The following is an 18,345-nucleotide window of genomic DNA, read 5'->3' as shown; positions in this document are numbered from 1 at the left end:
GTTAAGGAACTTTTATGCCCACCTCACCACTTCGTATTGTTTTTGCAGGCACACCTGAATTTGCAGCGGCTAGCCTGCAAGCTATTTTAGATTCAAAACTCGAAAACCAGTATGAGATCGTCGGCGTTTACACGCAGCCAGATCGTCCTGCAGGTCGAGGTCAAAAACTGGTTCAAAGTCCAGTGAAACAACTCGCCACTGCCAACGACATTCCCGTTTATCAACCATTGAATTTTAAACAGGATGAAGATAAGGCACAGCTCGCAGCATTAGACGCCGATATTATGATTGTCGCTGCGTACGGAATTATCTTACCCAAAATCATATTGGATACTCCTAAGTTTGGTTGTATCAACGTACACGCTTCTTTGCTACCTCGCTGGCGTGGTGCTGCTCCGATTCATCGCTCTTTGATGGCTGGCGACAGCGAAACCGGCATCACTATTATGCAAATGGATGTTGGCTTAGATACGGGCGATATGCTGTTGAAAGCCCATTGCGATATCAAACCAACAGACACTTCAGAAACATTACATGATCGCCTAGCGGTATTGGGTGGCAAGGCATTAATTGACGCCCTAGAAAAACTCAAAGCGGGCACATTGGTTCCAGAGCAACAGGATGAACGTCTGACGTGTTACGCAGCAAAATTAACCAAACAAGAAGGCGAGGTTAACTGGGCAACGTCTGCCGAGCTGATCGAACGTCAAGTTCGCGGTTTGTCACCTTGGCCAGTGGCGTACACCAACAGCCTTGCTGGTGTGATGAAAATCCATACGGCACACATTGCCAGCGTCAGCGATGAAGCTTCTACTCCGGGCGATATTTTAGTGGTGAGTAAAGAGGGCATTATCGTCGCCACTGGGCAAGGTTCACTCCTCATTACTGAGATCCAATTTGCGGGTGGTAAGCGCATGAAAGTGCAAGACGCCTTAAACGGTAAACACAAAGCCGCCTTAGAGATTGGTCAACGCCTTGGCGTTAATGGAAAACAAGAGTAAGCAAACAGCATGAACCAATACGACAAAAGTGTTTCCTCCAATGCCAGCGTAAACACACAAAGTGCTCGCCATGTTGCGGTTAAAGTCATTACCAATATTCTGCTTCAACAGGGTTCACTTAGCACACAATTGGCTCGTCACCAATTGGACATTGCCAGCGAACATGCCCCCATGCTTAAAGAGCTGTGCTTTGGAGTGTGTCGTCAGTACCCTAGATTGAACAGCATAGCTTTGCATTTATTAGCGCATCCTTTTGAAGAAAAGGACACAGATTTATACGCAGTCTTACTATTAGGTTTGTATCAATTAACCTACATGAATACTCCAGATCATGCGGCAGTCAATGAGACGGTGGAAGCCTGTCGGATCTTGAAAAAAGACTGGGCTACAAAGTTAATGAATGCAGTGCTACGTCGCTACCAAAGAGAAGCCGACGACATAATTGAGGTGCTAGAAGCCCAACCGTCAGTAGAATTTAATATGCCAAAATGGTTGGTGAAGCGTTTTAATAAACACTGGCCAGAGCACCTTAAAACAATAATCGATGCCAGCAACACGCACCCTCCGATGTGTATTCGCGTAAATGAGAGCCTCGTTTCACGTGAAACATACAAGTCGCAACTTGCTGATGTGGGTATAGACTCAGAAGATGGTAAGTTTTCTGATTCAGCTTTGTACCTAAGAAATGCCGTTAGAGTAGGAGAGCTACCCGGTTTTGATGCTGGCTATGTTAGCGTTCAAGATGAAGCGGCTCAGCTTTCTGCACATATTCTATCACCTAAGGATGGAGAGAGAGTATTGGATGCTTGCGCGGCACCCGGAGGAAAAACCGGTCACTTGTTAGAGAAAGCCAACTCAACTGGACTGAGTTCAATGGCGCTCACCGCTGTCGAGTTAGAACCTTGGCGTATGGAGAAAATTGAATCTAATTTGCACCGCCTTGGCTATTCAGCCAATTTAATTTGCGCCGATGCCAGCAACCTAGAAGCGTGGTGGGACGGCGAGCATTTTGACAAAATTTTGCTTGATGTACCTTGTACGGCTACCGGCGTTATTCGTCGTAATCCAGACATTAAGATCAATCGAAAACCGGCGGATATTGAGGATCTTGTTACTATTCAAAGAGCCATTCTGAATCGAGTCTGGGAGACCTTGAAGCCAGGAGGCTTTATGTTATACGCCACTTGCTCGTTAATGCCTGAAGAAAACGAACAACAAATACAACATTTCTTAGCCAATCAAGACGACGCATCAGAAGTCCCATTGAATTCATTAGCGCCAAGTTTTGCTACAGAGTGGGGAATTCCTGTTAGTCATGGCCGACAACTATTTCCCATCTCTGAAGGGCATGACGGATTTTATTACTGTCTGCTTCAGAAAAAGCCTCACTCTAAATAAAATTAAAAGAACAAACAGAGTGTTTCACATGAAACACTCTGTTTTACCTACCGATTTATGGGTACACGGTCATACTTTCAGCATAATGAGCTGTCAGGAGGTAAGGTCGACATCCAATCTAACTGAAAAAAATTATGGCTATTTTGCAAGTTCAAGTTAAATGTTTGGCCTTATATCGGTACACTTGCTCAACTTGATTCAAGTAAAAATTATGCACGTTTGGTCTGTAAGACGATTTAACTTCTCATTATATTAATATATTAAACAAAGAGCCGAATAACACATAACGCTCTAAGGTAGACTATGAAAATCATCATTATAGGGGCAGGCCAAGTTGGGGCCACACTAGCCGAAAATCTCGCTAGTGAAGATAACGATATTACTGTCATTGATACCAATCTTACTCGCCTTAGAGAACTGCAAGATCGTCTCGATATCCAAACAGTGGAGGGCAGCGGCTCGCATCCTGATGTATTGGATCAAGCGGGCTGTAATGACGCAGATATGTTGATTGCCGTGAGCAACCAAGATGAGACCAACATGATCGCTTGTCAGATCGCGCACACTCTCTTTAAAACGCCAACTAAAATTGGTCGCGTTCGTTCAAGTGCGTATGCTAAATACCCAGAATTATTTGCCGACCAAGCCATCCCAATGGATGTTCGTATCAGCCCTGAAAAAGAAGTCACTAAGCATTTAAGTCGATTGATCCGCTATCCTGGTGCACTGCAGGTCATGGAGTTCGCCGATGGCAAAGTCCAACTGGTCGTCGTCAAAGCAGAAAAGGGCGGCCCACTGATTGATCAGCCAATCAGCTTTTTGAAAGAACACATGCCGTCAATCCAAACACGTATCGCAGCGATTTATCGTGACGGTAAGTCCATTTCTCCTGACGGCAACACACATATTCACGCGAATGACGAAGTCTTTTTTCTCACCGCGCAACGAGACGTGCTTGATGTCATGAGTGAATTACGTCCATTGGATGTACCTTATCGACGTATCATTATTGCTGGTGGCGGTAACATCGGTGAGCGTTTGGCCCAAAGCCTAGAAAAAGAATATCGTGTCAAAATCATTGAGCGCGATCCAGAGCGTTGTCGATATCTGTCTGAAACCTTGGACAACACCATAGTGCTCAATGGCGATGCCTCTAAGCAAGAATTGCTGCTTGAAGAGAACATCGAATCCACCGATGTATTCTGCGCCTTAACCAATAATGATGAAGCCAACATCATGTCTTCTATGTTAGCAAAAGTACTTGGTGTTCGTACGGTTATGACGATTATCAACAACCCAGCTTATGTAGACATTGTTCAAGAAGGCATGATCGACATTGCCATTTCACCTCAACAAACCACCATAAGTTCTTTATTGAGTTATATCCGTCGTGGTGACGTAGTAAACGTTCACTCGATGCGCAAAGGAGCAGCAGAAGCATTAGAAGCCGTTGCACATGGTGATTATCGCTCTTCGAAAGTGGTCGGTCGAAGTATCGCCAATTTGAATTTACCCGATGGTGCCACCATCGGCGCTATTGTTAGAGAAGATAATATGATTGTCGCCACGGGTGATCTCGTCATTCAAGCGGAAGACCACGTTATTATTTTCGTCACGAACAAGAAGCAAATTCCGGCCGTAGAGCAGCTGTTCCAAGTAGGACTGACCTTCTTTTAAAGCGGATTTTGCTAAATTTAACCCTCATTCAAATGAATAATTAACGCTGGTCTGACAACACGCTTTAAGTCGAGATCTAGGAAACAAGTATGCATTTTAGTGTTATTTTACGCGTCATTGGTTTATTGGTTATGGTGTTTAGCGTCTCGCTAATTCCACCAATTATTGTGTCCATCATTTATTCAGATGGCACTGTCCATGCGTTTTTATATGCATTAGCAATCAACTTATTGGGCGGTTTTTTGCTTTGGTTTCCAGTTCGTAATGAACGTGGTGAGTTGAAAATTCGTGATGGTTTTCTAGTTACCGTGCTGTTCTGGACAGTGCTGGGGCTATTCGGTTCGGTGCCTTTCTTCTTAGCAGAAACGCCAAACCTCACTTTTACCGATGCCTTATTTGAATCCATATCTGGCCTCACAACCACGGGGGCGACGATACTCACAGGGATCGATGATTTACCTAAATCGATTTTATTTTACCGCCAGTTGCTTAACTGGCTTGGTGGTATGGGTATCATTGTTTTGGCCGTGGCCATTATGCCAATGCTAGGCATCGGTGGTATGCAGTTGTATCGCGCAGAAACCCCAGGTCCAGTGAAAGACACAAAATTAACACCGCGTATTGCCGAAACAGCCAAAGCGCTGTGGTTTATTTACGCCACACTAACCAGTGTCTGTGCCTTGGGTTATTGGATAGCAGGAATGACGTTATTCGATGCTATTTGCCATAGCTTTTCAACCGTGGCTATTGGTGGTTTCTCTACTCACGATGCCAGTATTGGGTATTTCAATAGTGTGGCTATCGAAATGATTTGTACCTTTTTCATGATAGTGTCAGCGTGCAATTTTGCTTTGCATTTTTATGCTTGGCGCCACAAGAGCGTGTGGCATTATTTTAAAGACCCTGAAGCACGCTTCTTTTTGTTTATCTTGCTTAGCACTTGCGTATTGTCTACGTTGGTACTAGCAATGACATCCACCTATGATTGGAGCTCTTCGTTACGTTACGCGGTTTTTGAAAGTGTATCCATCGCAACTACCTCAGGTTTTGGTACAGCAGACTTTGCTTCATGGCCACATTTCTTACCCTTTCTGTTGATTGTCACCTCCTTTGTCGGTGGCTGTGCCAGCTCAACTGGTGGCGGCATGAAGGTTATTCGTATCCTTTTGATCCTTAAACAGGGAATGCGAGAAATACAGCGTTTGATACATCCAAGTGCGGTGATTCCCGTTAAAGTAGGTGGTAAAGCCATCAATGAAAGGGTGGTATCAGCTGTTTGGGGCTTTTTCTCTGCGTATTTGTTGGTGTATGTCGTTTTAATGATAGGTCTGATGGCAACAGGGTTGGATCAGGTGACGGCTTGGTCTGCCGTAGCAGCAACCCTTAACAACTTGGGGCCAGGTCTAGGTGATGTCGCTTCGAGCTTTACCAGTGTCAGTGATCCTGCAAAATGGATGCTGTGTTTCTCTATGCTATTGGGCCGTTTAGAAGTATTTACTTTATTGGTATTATTCACCCCCATGTTCTGGCAAAAATAATCAGGATTAACACAGTGACACCAGCCATAAACCAGCTTAAGAAACTGAAGATTGCGTACAGTATTCACGAATACGAACACGACGCTAATTGTTCTAATTTTGGTGAAGAAGCCGCACAAAAACTGAATCTTGATCCTGCTTGCGTGTTCAAAACACTGCTCGTTACCGATGATAAAACGACCTTCGTGACCATAGTACCAGTCACTGGCACGTTGAATCTAAAACGCGCGGCCAGCGCATTAGGCGTAAAAAAGCTGCATATGGCCGAAATAAAAGATGCCGAACGACTTACCGGTTATTTGGTTGGTGGTATCAGTCCAGTAGGGCAAAAGAAAAGTCTCGTCACTTGTATTGATCAAAGTGCGCAGGCGTTTGAAAAGATCTATGTCAGCGGTGGACAGCGAGGGCTGGATATTGGCCTAGCACCAAACGATCTCAGCCGCGCTTGTCGTAATGCCATTTTCGCGGCTATAGGTGAAGTAAAATAATCAAAGCTGTATCCATAATGATACGAAATGAAACAGTACAACTAACACGATTCAACTCGATTCAAAAAGGCATTCCCCATGGCGCAACTCAAACCCATTATTTTACTAGACCGTGACGGCGTCATTAACCAAGACTCAGACGCTTATGTTAAATCTATCGACGAATGGCAACCCATTCCAGGCAGCATTAAATCGATCGCGGCATTGTCTAAAGCGGGCTTTAAAGTCTTTGTCGTCACCAACCAATCGGGTATTGCGCGCGGCTATTACAACGAAGCCACCTTGCATGACATGCACGATAAAATGACAGCACTTGTCGAAGCAGAGGGTGGTAAAATAGATGGCATTCAATATTGCCCTCACGGTCCAAATGACAACTGCAACTGTCGTAAACCCAAAAGTGGCATGATTGAAACAATCGAAGCAGAGCTTGGTCTATCGTTCAAAGAGCACCCAGCCATCATGGTTGGAGACTCTCTCAGAGACCTTCAGGCAGGTAATGCACGTGGTTGCTCGCCTGTATTGGTTTTGACTGGAAAAGGCCGTGAAACGCAGTATAAAACGATAGACTTCCCATTTACTGTCTATACCGACCTAGCAGCATTCACCATTGCAACACTGCATAAATACAGTTAACTCTGTTTAACCAATGAGACGTCCAAAGACACCTTGTCAGTAAACGATTACTAACAAGGTGTTCGCCATACAACAAGGTTAATTACCTCGCGTCATACCAGCTAATCTGCGCCAACTGAATGTGATGAGAAGCGTCAAAACTAATAACAAAAACGGAAATGCTCTCGCACTGAAAATTTCAATAATGGTACCAGTTAAGGATGGTGCAACCAACGCCCCCAATCCACAACAAACAAAAACATAACCCGTTCGTTTGCCATTAAGCGCCATAATACTGTTGGCATAAGAAAACAACATGGGGAAAAAAGCGGAACAACCCAGACCTAACCACAATGCGATCACCACAAGCGACACATCAGACACTACCATCATCAGACTTCCCGTAAAACTCACTAACAATAAAGCATATATGCCTTGACGAGGTGTAATCCAACGCAATAAGAAAACGGAGAACAAACGCCCCAAGGAAAGGCTAACAAAAAACCAAGTAACTAATATCGCTGCGCTATTTTGATCTTCACCAGACAGAACGGCATAAGTACTGATCCAACCAGCGATGGTTATTTCAAAACCCACATATAAGAAGATGACCGTTAAAAATGCCAAAAAAGTGGCTTTTTGCTTTGTCACAGGCACCGCTTCACTGGCTCTGACTTCAAACGTTGGGCTAGGTTGACGCCATAAAAATAATGGTAATATCAGAGCATAGAGAGCCACCATCCAATAGCCTGAACCATAACCATGGCCAGTCCATTGAGCAAAGACCAAAATCAAGGGCGCTAACATGGATCCAGCACTGTGGCATAAATGCAAAATGGTCACATAGGAGCCGACTTTTTCCTTGTGCAACCACAGCATCATCATGTTGCCACCAGCATTAGCAGACACTTCCGTTGCTCCTAACAGGAAAAACAATACCACCAGCATCGACAAACTGGTAGAAAAGGGCACTAAGATCAATCCTGTAATCATACAGAGCAGCATAACAATCAAATAATGATGACCTTTCCAACGGTCAAACATTCGTCCAGCTAATAACGCACCGAGAATATTGCCAACGGCACGCGCGCTAAAAACGATGGAGATTTCCGCCACAGAAGCATCAATCAAATCCGCTAGATAAATAAGACTCGGGCCAAGCAAACCCGCAACGGCACCAACTCCGATAAACATAGAGCAATACAACGCTGTTCGAGTCAATTCCTTCATAGAGCCACATCCATTTTTATTGTTTTGAATGGTTAAAGATAATCCGGATTTAATCACGCAACTTGATTAATTAATAGACTCCATAAAGAAAATCCCCAATGAGCTATTGCCCATTGGCATTAAAAGCCAATTAGATGATAATAGTTATTATTTTAAGCCTCAGGTCCATGACAAACCAAGATCGACTCACTCGTATCGAGAAAGTGTTAGATTACATTCACGAGCATTTGGATGAAGTCCCATTCATGTGACGAATTTGGCCGAAAAAAGCTGTTGGTCACGGTGGCAGTTCCAGCGAGTGTTTAGCCAAGCAACGGGGCTTTCTGTCGCTCAATATGTAAGAGAGTTACGCCTAAGCAAAGCGGCCGAACTGTTACTATCCAGTAAAAATAAGCATGTAGATATTGCCATAGAATGTGGTTTTGACTCGGAAATAAGCTTCTCCCGAGCCTTTAAACACATGTTCAACTGTACCCCTCGATCTTATCGCCAGCAAGGTAAGCGCCATGGGTTGCGAACACCATTACAATATAGAAGGCTAGATAACACGCAAACAGATACCCCCAAAGCATTTACTCAAATACGCGTTGAAAGCCTCGAGAGCTTTGAAATTCAAGGCAAATGCGATTGGATTCGGGGACTACTGTCCGCATCCCCAAATTTTTCAGAACGTGTTCCACGACTTTGGTCTCAGGTCATTTCAGAAGTAAAGACAATGACAAAGGGCATGCGCCCAATTGGCATCATAGACACTCAAGACCATGCTGATCACCCAGATCAAATGCTTTATTGGGCCGGATACTTGAAACCCATAAACGCGTTATTACCACTCTTTTCGGGAGCGAATCCATTTGACAATGCGCCATTGGATACCGTCATTGTTCCACCTCAAGAGTACGCCGTCATTCCTGTTCATGGAAACGCTTCAGCGGTCAAAAAAGCATTAGAGTGGTTTATTTTCCAATGGCTACCTGAATCTAACTATTATGGCGTACAGGGCTACGAACTAGAAATTTATGATCCTGATTACAATCCACATAGCCAGCAGAGCTACATGGAATACTGGCTTCCGGTCAAACCCAGATAGTCTCTTAGCAATGAAGTCCGATCCATCATACGTGCTCGTATCCCTAACGGAAGATGCACCAAAAGGTTAAGTTTTATGTTCTTAAGAAAAATAGAATGAGATCCATTATCAATATTGTTTTATTCTATTTACGGAGTTACTATGAAACCGTCTGTGCATTTTCAATTCACTATACTGGCTTTGGCTATTACCTCAGTGTCACCTTACTCGCTTGCTGCTAATACATCAGAAACAACGGATCTAAACGTAGAGGACCAGTTAAGCCCTTTAGTGGTGAAAGGGCAAACATATCGTAATACCGCAACAAAAACACAGCTAGATCCAGAAGAAACACCGCAAGCTATTTCAGTAATAGAACAGGAAACTTTACAACAAAGAGGTACAGAAACCGTTGCGGAGGCGGTTCGGTACACACCAGGTATCAACACTGAATTACGAGGCGGTGCGGTAACACGATTGGATTTTTTTAATATACGAGGTTTCGGAAACGACAAAGCTTACTACGACGGACTGCAGCTACTTTATAACGATTGGAACCTACAACCACAAATCGATATGGCGGCGGTAGAGCAAGTGGAAGTGTTCAAAGGCCCAACCTCGACGTTGTACGGCGCTATGCCGCCAGGTGGCATGGTGAATCTGATCAGTAAAGCCCCTCAATCTGAGAGCCAACATAGCGTGGAATTAACCTTAGGTAATAATAATAAACGCGAAACACAAATCGATAGTACCGGCGCGCTAAACGATACAATGAACTATCGCGTCGTTGGACTCTTTCGCCAAAAGGACGGACAAGCCGTCACATCGGAAGAAGAGCGCATCATGATCGCGCCCTCTATTGATTGGAAAATAAGTGACAACACCATGCTTAACCTCAATATGTATTACCAAAAGGATCCAAGCATGGGGATCTATTCCACTTTGCCATCCAAAGGCACCGTCTATAACAGCATTAATGGAAAACTGTCTTCAGATGCCTATGCGGGTGACACAAACTGGGAAACCTATGACCGAGACGTATTGCTGCTTGGCTATAAGCTCGATCATAATATCAATGATACGTGGCGCTTTTTACAAAATGCTCGTTTCACCACAGCCAAAGCGTACCAAGAAAACACTTACTCTTCTTCACTAGACAGTGATGAAAGAACCTTAAACCGCCGCGCCTACCTAACAGATGAAAAGTCTGAAGGTATCAACATAGATAACCAATTTTCTGGATTGTTTGATATTGGCAATGCCGAACACAATATTTTGGTGGGTGTGGATTATCTAAAACTCAAATCTGATGTGATATACGAAGACGCCGTTGCGCCGAGCATTGATCTTTATAATCCAGATCACAAGCAGATTATCAGAGATAACCTAGACTTCGCTGGGTCCGGCTACAGCAGTGATTTTGCCATCGACAAAGAACAAACAGGCTTATACTTGCAAGATCAAATACGCCTCGATCAATGGGTCTTTATTGCCGGTGGTCGCTATGACCAATTTAAAGCAACAGAAAAAGGTCGTAAATACGGAGCGGCAACCAACACTAAGGTAGATCAAAGCCAATTTAGTGGTCGAGCAGGTGTGCTATATGAATTTGATAATGGTGTAGCGCCGTTTGTTAGCTACGCCCAAAGTTTTGAACCCGTTACTGGCTCAGATCGTAATGGCAAAACCTTTGATACGTCCACCGCCGACCAGTGGGAAGCCGGTTTAAAATACAAAAGACGAAACACCACAGCCAGCGCAACCGCGTTTGAAATCACCAAACGCAATGTACTGACTCGTGATCCTGACAGCTCAGACTACAGCCAAAAAGTCCAAGTAGGGGAAATGCGCTCTCGTGGTATCGAGCTTGAATTACAACACGCCATGACACCTGATATAACGGTCAAAGCAGCCTACACACTGCAAGACGTGGAAGTAACCAAAGACAACAGTGGTATAGAAGGTAATACACCTGTTTGGGTACCTGAAAAGCAATTCAATACTTGGCTAACCTATGCACCAACAGAAGGAAAACTAGTCGGAGCATCCTTCGGCTCAGGTGTGCGTTATGTAGGGCAAATGCAACTCGATGCCGCCAATTCGAATACCGTGCCATCGTTTACTTTGGTCGATTTGTCTATCGGTTATGACTTATCGGCATTATCACCACAATGGCAGGGCGCTAGCGTGAAATTTGCCATGAGCAACGTATTTGATGAAACCTATTACAGCTGCTACGACGCATCCAACTGCTGGTTTGGTGACGAAAGAGCTTACGAAATCAGTGCCCGCTATGAGTTTTAGCTATCTCATAGCATGGCTTAAAGCCACTATTTAGAGGTAAAACATGGAAAGGCTTATAGATCGTCTTTTCAACACTGCAAGATCATACATTGCGGTACTGGATGGCCAAGAAAGTTTGTCTAATGAGAAACCAAGCACGACAAGCTTATCCGCCACCCATCCAGAACCCGCTCTGCGGTTTTTGCATAAAACGCTACAAGAGGCGCACCCCGAAACGGGCGCGCCTTATTGGCGTATACGGTGTTGGGGATTAGTATGTTGGCAGCCGATCTATTTGGCGATGATTTGTGTTTATCAGCTCAAAGCCATTCCATTGCATTTGCAAAATCTAGAACAAAAACAGCAGGGTGAGATGGTCGCCGGATATTGTTTACCGGACGGAATATGGCAAGAGGGAAACCACGAAACCCTGATTAAAACCGCTTGCGAGCAACTCAGTATACTTTTTCAATCACTTGAAAACGCTCATGTAGAGGCTTTTGGAGGGCAGCCCGCACTTTATAAAGGCTTACTCGCTGACCAATTGATGAGTGCCTTGATAGCAATAGAAAACATACTTCCTGATGAACAAAAATACGATCTGGAGGGGGATTTTCGTCTTTGGGCACAGGCCATGAATTTACCCTTAAAACCACTGAAAGGGCTTAGCCTACAAACGGCCAAAACACCTGTTTTTGTACGCCACACGTGCTGCTTACATTTTCGCCGTGAAGGCGGAGAACTGTGCGCCAACTGCCCGAGACTGCATACGAAAAGCGCCAAGCAGAAACAGCAATGTAGTGCTTAGCTTAAAGAGAGAGATTAGTAAGCACTCACTTAAATGAAAGGCTAATAATTTATAGCCTTTAATTAGGAAGCCAACATTTCATTGCGGGACTGCTGGGCCAAAATATCCGTAAGATTGTCCTCAATCCAATCCGCCAAATTGGCAACGCGAATCGCTACTTCAAACCCTAACGTCGTCAGACTGTATTCCACATGAGGCGGCACCACAGGATACGATGTGCGTAAAACAAAGCCGTCTAATTCCAAGGCTTGAAGGGTTTGCGCCAACATTTTTTCACTGACGCCTAAAATCTTGCGACGCAGTTCACTAAAACGATGCGTTTCACCGTCCTTCAGAGCAAACAACACCAAAACCCCCAGCGACTGGTGACATGCTTCAAAATATCACGGGAAGGGCATTTGTCTGAAAATACATCGCCTCGCTCAAATAAGTGAGCCATACCGTTCACAGAATCTTGTAAATTATTTTCCATACTTACCTTTTTGTACGTACTTACTAAAAGTTTGTTAGTGATATATTCTACTTCTATCAACTTAAAACTCAAAGGAGAATATTATGATTTTAATCACCGGCGCATCTGGCCAACTTGGTCGTCTAGTTATCGATAACCTTTTAAATACCACACCCGCTAACCAAATCGTGGCAGCGGTTCGTAACCCAGAAAAAATCGCCGATTTAGCCGAAAAGGGCGTACAAGTTCGCCAAGCGGATTACAGCGATCTTGATTCTCTTGTTGCGGCAATGCAAGGCGTAGAAAAAGTACTATTGGTTTCTTCCAGCGAAGTGGGTCAACGTGTTGAGCAACACCGCAATGTCATCCATGCCGCCAAAGAAGCGGGGGTTGCTTTGATTGCTTACACCAGTATCTTAAACGCGGACACATCACCGCTTATTTTGGCAAAAGAACACGTAGCGACAGAAAATCTGTTAGCGGAATCTGGCGTACCTTACGTACTACTTCGCAATGGCTGGTACTCAGAAAACTACACAATGGGCCTTGCACCCGCTTTAGAATACGGTGTGGTTGGCTGTGCAGGAGACGGAAAACTATCTACCGCAGCACGGGCTGACTATGCCGCCGCGGCCGCCGCGGTACTGATTAAAGATGGACAAGCAGGTAAAGTCTACGAACTGGCGGGCGACAACGCCTTCACACTCAGTGAATACGCCGCCGCGATTAGCAAGGTATCCGGTAAAACCGTGACGTACCACAACGTTCCTGAAGCGGAATACACCAAGATTCTAGTGGGTGCAGGCTTACCAGAAGGCTTCGCCGCGGTTCTTGCCGATTCCGAAGTGGGTGCCTCTCAAGGCGGCCTATTCAGCGACAGCAAAGACCTATCAACGCTCATTGGTCGCCCTACGACGTCCATTGAAGACAGCATCAAAGCCGCGTTGTAAGTCATTTTAGCGTTGCTTAGGTATACAAATTAGATCAAAAAAACGGTTAGAGCTTGCGCACTCTAACCGTTTTTTTATTTGCTAATCAAACGCTTAAACGTCTAGGTTGGCGACGTTCAAGGCGTTGTCTTGGATGAAGTTACGACGTGGTTCCACTTCGTCACCCATCAAGGTGGTGAACATTTGGTCGGCGGCAACGGCGTCGTCGATGGTGACGCGAAGCATGCGGCGCGCATTAGGATCCATAGTGGTTTCCCAAAGTTGCTCAGGGTTCATCTCACCCAAACCCTTATAGCGCTGGATGGTCATACCGCGAGACGCTTCTTTCATTAGCCAAGACTTCATGTCACTGATGGTTTTCACCGCTTCACGACGTTCGCCACGTTGGATATAAGACTCTTCCCCAAACAGTTCTGCAACCGTTTCCGCCATCGTTACAATACGTTTGTATTCTGGAGAATTAAAGAAAGTGCCTTCAAAACGGTAACGGTTAGACACGCCGTGAGACATGATATCGACTACTGGTAAGTAGATATTACGTTCATCGTCTTTTTCCACAGAGAAGTCAAAGCGGAAGCCAGTACGTGCGTCTTGTGGCATCTGGCTACGAATAGCGTCAACCCATTCCATTACAGCCGCTTCTTTCGTCAGGCTATCTTGGGTAAGTGGTTTGCAGTACAAAAGTTTGCCCATTACATCTTTTGGGTACACACGAGACAATCGATCAATATCGCCTTCAATGTGAATGTAATCACGGACCAGTTTTGCTAGGTGCTCGCCTTGGATACCTGGGGCATCTTCATTGACATGCATGTGAGCACCGTCCAAAGCCACTTCAATTAAATGGTGATCCAACGCCGCTTCGTCTTTGATGTATTGTTCTTGCTTACCACGTTTGATTTTGAACAAAGGTGGCTGCGCAATGAAGATGTGACCGCGTTCGATGATTTCTGGCATTTGACGGAAGAAAAAGGTCAAAAGTAGGGTACGAATGTGCGAGCCATCCACGTCGGCATCGGTCATGATAACAATGCTGTGGTAACGCAATTTGTCAGCGTTGAATTCGTCACGACCGATACCACAACCTAATGCCGTAATCAGAGTGCCAACTTCAACAGACGCGAGCATCTTGTCAAAACGGGCTTTTTCGACGTTTAAGATTTTACCTTTCAGCGGCAAAATAGCTTGCGTACGACGATCACGACCTTGTTTTGCCGAGCCACCTGCAGAATCACCCTCCACTAGGTAGATTTCAGAAAGCGCTGGGTCTTTTTCCTGACAATCGGCCAATTTACCTGGCAAACCAGCGATGTCTAGCGCGCCTTTACGACGGGTCATATCACGGGCACGACGAGCCGCTTCACGGGCACGCGCCGCATCGATCATTTTGTTAACGATGATTTTGGCTTCGTTTGGTTTCTCTAGTAGGAACTCAGAGAAACGCTTGGTCATTTCTTGCTCTACGGCCGTTTTTACTTCAGAAGACACCAGTTTGTCTTTGGTCTGAGAAGAGAACTTCGGATCCGGCACTTTTACCGATACGATGGCAGTCAAACCTTCACGGCAGTCGTCGCCTGTTGTCGCTACTTTTTGTTTCTTCGCTAACCCTTCTTTCTCGATGAAAGTGTTTAGGGTACGCGTTAACGCGCCGCGGAAACCCGCAAGGTGAGTCCCGCCGTCGCGTTGTGGAATATTGTTGGTGTAACAGTAAATATTTTCTTGGAAACCTTCGTTCCACTGCAACGCCACTTCAACCGCAATACCGTCTTCTAGGTCATCACGTTGGCACATAAAGTGGAAAATATCGTTAATGGGGGTTTTGTTGGTGTTCAAATGTTCGACAAAAGAGCGCAAGCCGCCACTGTAGTTGAAGAAGTCTTCTTTACCCGTGCGCTCGTCTTTGAGTCGAATGGCAACACCAGAGTTCAAGAATGATAACTCACGCAGGCGCTTCGCCAGAATGTCGTAAACAAACAGGATGTTATTAAAAGTCGCAGGAGAAGGTTTAAAATGAACGGTTGTGCCTTTGCCATCAGAATCTCCGACAATCGCCAATGGCGCTTGTGGCACACCATGGACATAATGTTGTTCGTAGACTTTACCATTTTTCCGAATCGTCAAAGTGAGCGCTTCAGATAGGGCGTTTACTACCGAGACACCCACACCGTGAAGACCACCGGAAACCTTGTATGAGTTATCGTCAAACTTACCACCAGCGTGAAGTACCGTCATGATAACTTCGGCGGCAGAAACGCCTTCTTCTTCGTGTATATCAACCGGAATACCACGGCCATTATCCGAAACAGAAATCGATTCATCTGGGTGGATCAGTACAGTAATGGTGTCACAATGGCCAGCGAGAGCTTCATCGATGGAGTTATCGACGACTTCAAACACCATGTGGTGCAAACCCGTACCATCATCCGTATCACCGATATACATGCCTGGACGTTTACGTACGGCATCTAGCCCTTTGAGCACCTTGATACTGGACGAATCGTAATTATTTTCACTCATTTAACTCTCCTGCAAACCTTTGCTCAATTAAAGACAGTTCGCCGTTATTCATCGAAAACTGACGAACGTCTGTTGTGTCGGCCCAAGTAAAATCCGTTGTGTCAGGCTCGACACTGGTAATAAAAATTTGGCTGTTTAATGACTCCAACAACTGACAAAGTTTCTGTCTGTGGTTGGCGTCCAATTCAGCTGGTAAATCATCCACTAAAAATACCAGGGGGCGTCCCATATCGATCAGTAATTGCCCTTGAGCGATCTTCAACGCAGACACAACCAGTTTTTGTTGACCACGAGACAGTGTGTCTAATGCATCTCCCGTCGCGGTTTTCACTCGTAAGTCAGCTCGTTGAGGACCTGTATGCGTATAACCCAGCTCTATATCTCGCTCGCGTCCTGCTTCCACCGCCATCTGTAAACTTTTCTGAGCGTCCCAGCCTTGGAAGAACTGCAAACTCACCGAAAGCTCTGTGGTTAAGAGCGATAAAACCTTCACAAAATGTGGTGTTAATTTCTCCACATACGCTCTGCGAGATTGATTGACTTGCTCACCCAGTCGGATCAATTCCTGATCAAATGCCGCCAATAAACTGAGGGATATTTTACCACGTCTGAGCAAGGTATTCCGCTGTTTTAATGCTTTTTGCCAGCCTCGCCACGCTTGAATGAAGTCTTTATCGAAATGAAACACCCCCCAGTCAATAAATTGGCGTCGAATGCTCGGTGAACCCTCTAATAATCGAAAAGCATCGGGGTTAATAAGCTGTACAGGAAGGCGTTCTGCAAGCTCAACGACCGATTGGGGCTCGCTGACCTTGAATACGAACGTCAATCTGACCATCACGATAGCGCTGTAGGCCCACACGAATCGGGCTGCCTTGTGTTTGGTAGAGCTGTGCAAAGACGATACAAGCCTCGTTTTCATGCTGAATATAGGTCTTGTGTTTGTGACTACGAAAGGAGCGACCAAACGACAATAGGTGAATGGCTTCCAACACAGAAGTTTTACCGCTGCCATTTTTGCCAACAATCACATTTACTTGGGGCGAAGGTTCAAAGCGCACACTAGAAAGGTTGCGAACATGAGAGATGTCCAAACGCACCAGCGGCATAACTCTTAAACCTTAATGAGGGTAGGGAAGACAACCCGCTTGGCATGTTAGAAAACGACATTGCCAAGCGAGTGATAGGTCTATCATCTAAGTGATGATTATAGACGCATCGGCATCACAACGTATTGTGCTGCGTGGCTTTGTGCTTCTTCGATCAAGGCACTGCTGTTCGAGTCATTCAATGATAAACGCACTTCTTGAGAGTCTACGACACCCAATACGTCTAACAAATAACCCACGTTGAAGCCCACTTCCATATTGTCGCCTTGGTATTGCACCAATACAGATTCTTCAGCCTCTTCTTGCTCTGGGTTATTGGCAAACACTTGCAACATGCCATTAGACAGAATCAAACGCACACCACGGTATTTCTCGTTAGAAAGAATCGATGCTCGCAGGAATACTTGGCGTAATTCCAAGCGATCAGCAATGACGATTTTTTCATTATTACGTGGAATAACACGGTGATAATCCGGGAATTTTCCGTCAACTAATTTAGAGGTAAACACATACTCAGCGACTTTAGCACGAATATGGTTTGTACCTATTGTTAGCTCAACCAACTCATCTGTGTCGTTTAGCAAGCGGTTTAGTTCCAACACACCTTTACGCGGTACAATAACTTGTGTCAAATCACCGCTTACTTGCGCGTCTTCAACTGCCGTTGCCAAACGGTGTCCATCGGTCGCAACAACTCGTAGCTGACCATCCGCTACTTCTAACAACATACCGTTAAGGTAATAACGCACGTCTTGGTTCGCCATCGCAAAACCGGTACGGTCGATCAAACGACGCACACTATTTTGTGGAATAGAAACCGTTAGATCACCTTGCATGTCTTGGATATTAGGAAACTCATCTGCTGGCAAAGTGGACAAACTAAAACGTGAACGACCAGAACGAATGACCGCTTTTTGATCGTCCAAGGTGAACTCAATCACTGCACTGTCTGGTAAGCTTTTGCAAATATCCATTAGTTTACGAGCTGGAACCGTAATACGGCCTTCTTCACACTCATCTAAAGGTACATGGCCCACCAATTCAACTTCTAAGTCAGAACCAGTCAAAGTTAATAGTTGGTCCTTCACTTCCACCAACACATTGGCCAAGACGGGCATGGTTTGTTTGCGCTCTACAACGCCTGCCACTAGTTGAAGTGGCTTAAGAAGTGTCTCGCGGACGACTGAAAATTTCATTATTTTCCTCGTAAACTC

Annotated in this window: 14 protein-coding genes and 1 pseudogene; 10 read left to right on the top strand and 5 right to left on the bottom strand. The window is 45.2% G+C overall.

Annotation, left to right across the window (positions count from 1 at the left end; genetic code table 11):
• Positions 1–14: 14 nt before the first annotated feature.
• The 6 genes from fmt (at position 15) to gmhB (ending at position 6,738) form a co-directional block, all read left to right on the top strand.
• Positions 15–1,001, top strand: coding sequence for a methionyl-tRNA formyltransferase (gene fmt / locus ONZ52_RS15745; RefSeq protein WP_265219667.1), 987 nt, complete (start codon positions 15–17; stop codon positions 999–1,001).
• A gap of 9 nt (positions 1,002–1,010) precedes the next feature.
• Positions 1,011–2,399 carry a 16S rRNA (cytosine(967)-C(5))-methyltransferase RsmB gene (rsmB, locus tag ONZ52_RS15740; RefSeq protein WP_265219666.1) on the top strand — a complete coding sequence of 463 codons (1,389 nt, stop codon included), beginning with the start codon at positions 1,011–1,013 and terminating at the stop codon, positions 2,397–2,399.
• 303 nt (positions 2,400–2,702) lie between these two features.
• A complete protein-coding gene (trkA, locus tag ONZ52_RS15735; protein WP_265219665.1) occupies positions 2,703–4,076 on the top strand; it encodes a Trk system potassium transporter TrkA in 1,374 nt (457 codons plus the stop codon).
• 89 nt (positions 4,077–4,165) lie between these two features.
• Positions 4,166–5,614 (top strand): TrkH family potassium uptake protein, encoded by a 1,449-nt coding sequence (locus ONZ52_RS15730; RefSeq protein WP_265219664.1) that lies wholly within the window; start codon positions 4,166–4,168, stop codon positions 5,612–5,614.
• Between the two features lie 14 nt (positions 5,615–5,628).
• Positions 5,629–6,102, top strand: a complete 474-nt coding sequence (gene ybaK / locus ONZ52_RS15725; protein WP_265219663.1) for a Cys-tRNA(Pro) deacylase — start codon at positions 5,629–5,631, stop codon at positions 6,100–6,102.
• A 78-nt stretch (positions 6,103–6,180) separates the two neighbouring features.
• Positions 6,181–6,738: a D-glycero-beta-D-manno-heptose 1,7-bisphosphate 7-phosphatase gene (gene gmhB / locus ONZ52_RS15720; RefSeq protein ID WP_265219662.1), complete on the top strand. Its 558-nt coding sequence runs from the start codon at positions 6,181–6,183 to the stop codon at positions 6,736–6,738.
• Positions 6,739–6,816: 78 nt separating this feature from the next.
• Here gmhB and ONZ52_RS15715 read toward each other — a convergent pair whose 3' ends face one another.
• Entirely contained in the window at positions 6,817–7,947 is a 1,131-nt protein-coding gene (locus ONZ52_RS15715; RefSeq protein WP_265219661.1) for an MFS transporter, read from the bottom strand.
• A 247-nt stretch (positions 7,948–8,194) separates the two neighbouring features.
• On the opposite strand from ONZ52_RS15715, the gene ONZ52_RS15710 reads away from it, so the two are divergent.
• The 3 genes from ONZ52_RS15710 (at position 8,195) to ONZ52_RS15700 (ending at position 12,104) form a co-directional block, all read left to right on the top strand.
• Complete coding sequence (locus ONZ52_RS15710) at positions 8,195–9,034, top strand: AraC family transcriptional regulator (protein ID WP_265219660.1); 840 nt, start codon at positions 8,195–8,197, stop codon at positions 9,032–9,034.
• 141 nt (positions 9,035–9,175) lie between these two features.
• A complete protein-coding gene (locus ONZ52_RS15705; RefSeq protein ID WP_265219659.1) occupies positions 9,176–11,317 on the top strand; it encodes a TonB-dependent siderophore receptor in 2,142 nt (713 codons plus the stop codon).
• 43 nt (positions 11,318–11,360) lie between these two features.
• On the top strand, positions 11,361–12,104 hold the full coding sequence (locus tag ONZ52_RS15700; protein WP_265219658.1) for a siderophore ferric iron reductase: 744 nt from the start codon (positions 11,361–11,363) through the stop codon (positions 12,102–12,104).
• A 62-nt stretch (positions 12,105–12,166) separates the two neighbouring features.
• Here ONZ52_RS15700 and ONZ52_RS15695 read toward each other — a convergent pair whose 3' ends face one another.
• Positions 12,167–12,451 carry a winged helix-turn-helix transcriptional regulator gene (locus ONZ52_RS15695; RefSeq protein WP_265219657.1) on the bottom strand — a complete coding sequence of 95 codons (285 nt, stop codon included), beginning with the start codon at positions 12,449–12,451 and terminating at the stop codon, positions 12,167–12,169.
• Positions 12,452–12,659: 208 nt separating this feature from the next.
• Here ONZ52_RS15695 and ONZ52_RS15690 point away from each other — a divergent pair, with 208 nt between their 5' ends.
• On the top strand, positions 12,660–13,505 hold the full coding sequence (locus tag ONZ52_RS15690; RefSeq protein ID WP_265219656.1) for an SDR family oxidoreductase: 846 nt from the start codon (positions 12,660–12,662) through the stop codon (positions 13,503–13,505).
• A 93-nt stretch (positions 13,506–13,598) separates the two neighbouring features.
• Here ONZ52_RS15690 and gyrB read toward each other — a convergent pair whose 3' ends face one another.
• The 3 genes and pseudogenes from gyrB to dnaN form a co-directional block, all read right to left on the bottom strand.
• Positions 13,599–16,022 carry a DNA topoisomerase (ATP-hydrolyzing) subunit B gene (gene gyrB / locus ONZ52_RS15685; RefSeq protein ID WP_265219655.1) on the bottom strand — a complete coding sequence of 808 codons (2,424 nt, stop codon included), beginning with the start codon at positions 16,020–16,022 and terminating at the stop codon, positions 13,599–13,601.
• Positions 16,023–17,131, bottom strand: a pseudogene (gene recF / locus ONZ52_RS15680) (DNA replication/repair protein RecF).
• Positions 17,132–17,229: 98 nt separating this feature from the next.
• Entirely contained in the window at positions 17,230–18,327 is a 1,098-nt protein-coding gene (dnaN, locus tag ONZ52_RS15675) for a DNA polymerase III subunit beta (RefSeq protein ID WP_265219654.1), read from the bottom strand.
• Positions 18,328–18,345: the final 18 nt, after the last annotated feature.

The organism is Marinomonas rhodophyticola, assembly GCF_026113935.1.
GTDB classification, from domain to species: domain Bacteria; phylum Pseudomonadota; class Gammaproteobacteria; order Pseudomonadales; family Marinomonadaceae; genus Marinomonas; species Marinomonas rhodophyticola.
This window is presented reverse-complemented; position numbering and strand designations above follow the sequence as displayed.

Bases quoted from the DNA above. Each gene is read 5' to 3' on its own strand.
- fmt (WP_265219667.1), top strand. From the start codon at position 15: ATGCCCACCTCACCACTTCGTATTGTTTTTGCAGGCACACCTGAATTT.
- rsmB (WP_265219666.1), top strand. From the start codon at position 1,011: ATGAACCAATACGACAAAAGTGTTTCCTCCAATGCCAGCGTAAACACA.
- trkA (WP_265219665.1), top strand. From the start codon at position 2,703: ATGAAAATCATCATTATAGGGGCAGGCCAAGTTGGGGCCACACTAGCC.
- ONZ52_RS15730 (WP_265219664.1), top strand. From the start codon at position 4,166: ATGCATTTTAGTGTTATTTTACGCGTCATTGGTTTATTGGTTATGGTG.
- gmhB (WP_265219662.1), top strand. From the start codon at position 6,181: ATGGCGCAACTCAAACCCATTATTTTACTAGACCGTGACGGCGTCATT.
- ONZ52_RS15715 (WP_265219661.1), bottom strand. From the start codon at position 7,947: ATGAAGGAATTGACTCGAACAGCGTTGTATTGCTCTATGTTTATCGGA.
- ONZ52_RS15705 (WP_265219659.1), top strand. From the start codon at position 9,176: ATGAAACCGTCTGTGCATTTTCAATTCACTATACTGGCTTTGGCTATT.
- ONZ52_RS15700 (WP_265219658.1), top strand. From the start codon at position 11,361: ATGGAAAGGCTTATAGATCGTCTTTTCAACACTGCAAGATCATACATT.
- ONZ52_RS15690 (WP_265219656.1), top strand. From the start codon at position 12,660: ATGATTTTAATCACCGGCGCATCTGGCCAACTTGGTCGTCTAGTTATC.
- gyrB (WP_265219655.1), bottom strand. From the start codon at position 16,022: ATGAGTGAAAATAATTACGATTCGTCCAGTATCAAGGTGCTCAAAGGG.
- dnaN (WP_265219654.1), bottom strand. From the start codon at position 18,327: ATGAAATTTTCAGTCGTCCGCGAGACACTTCTTAAGCCACTTCAACTA.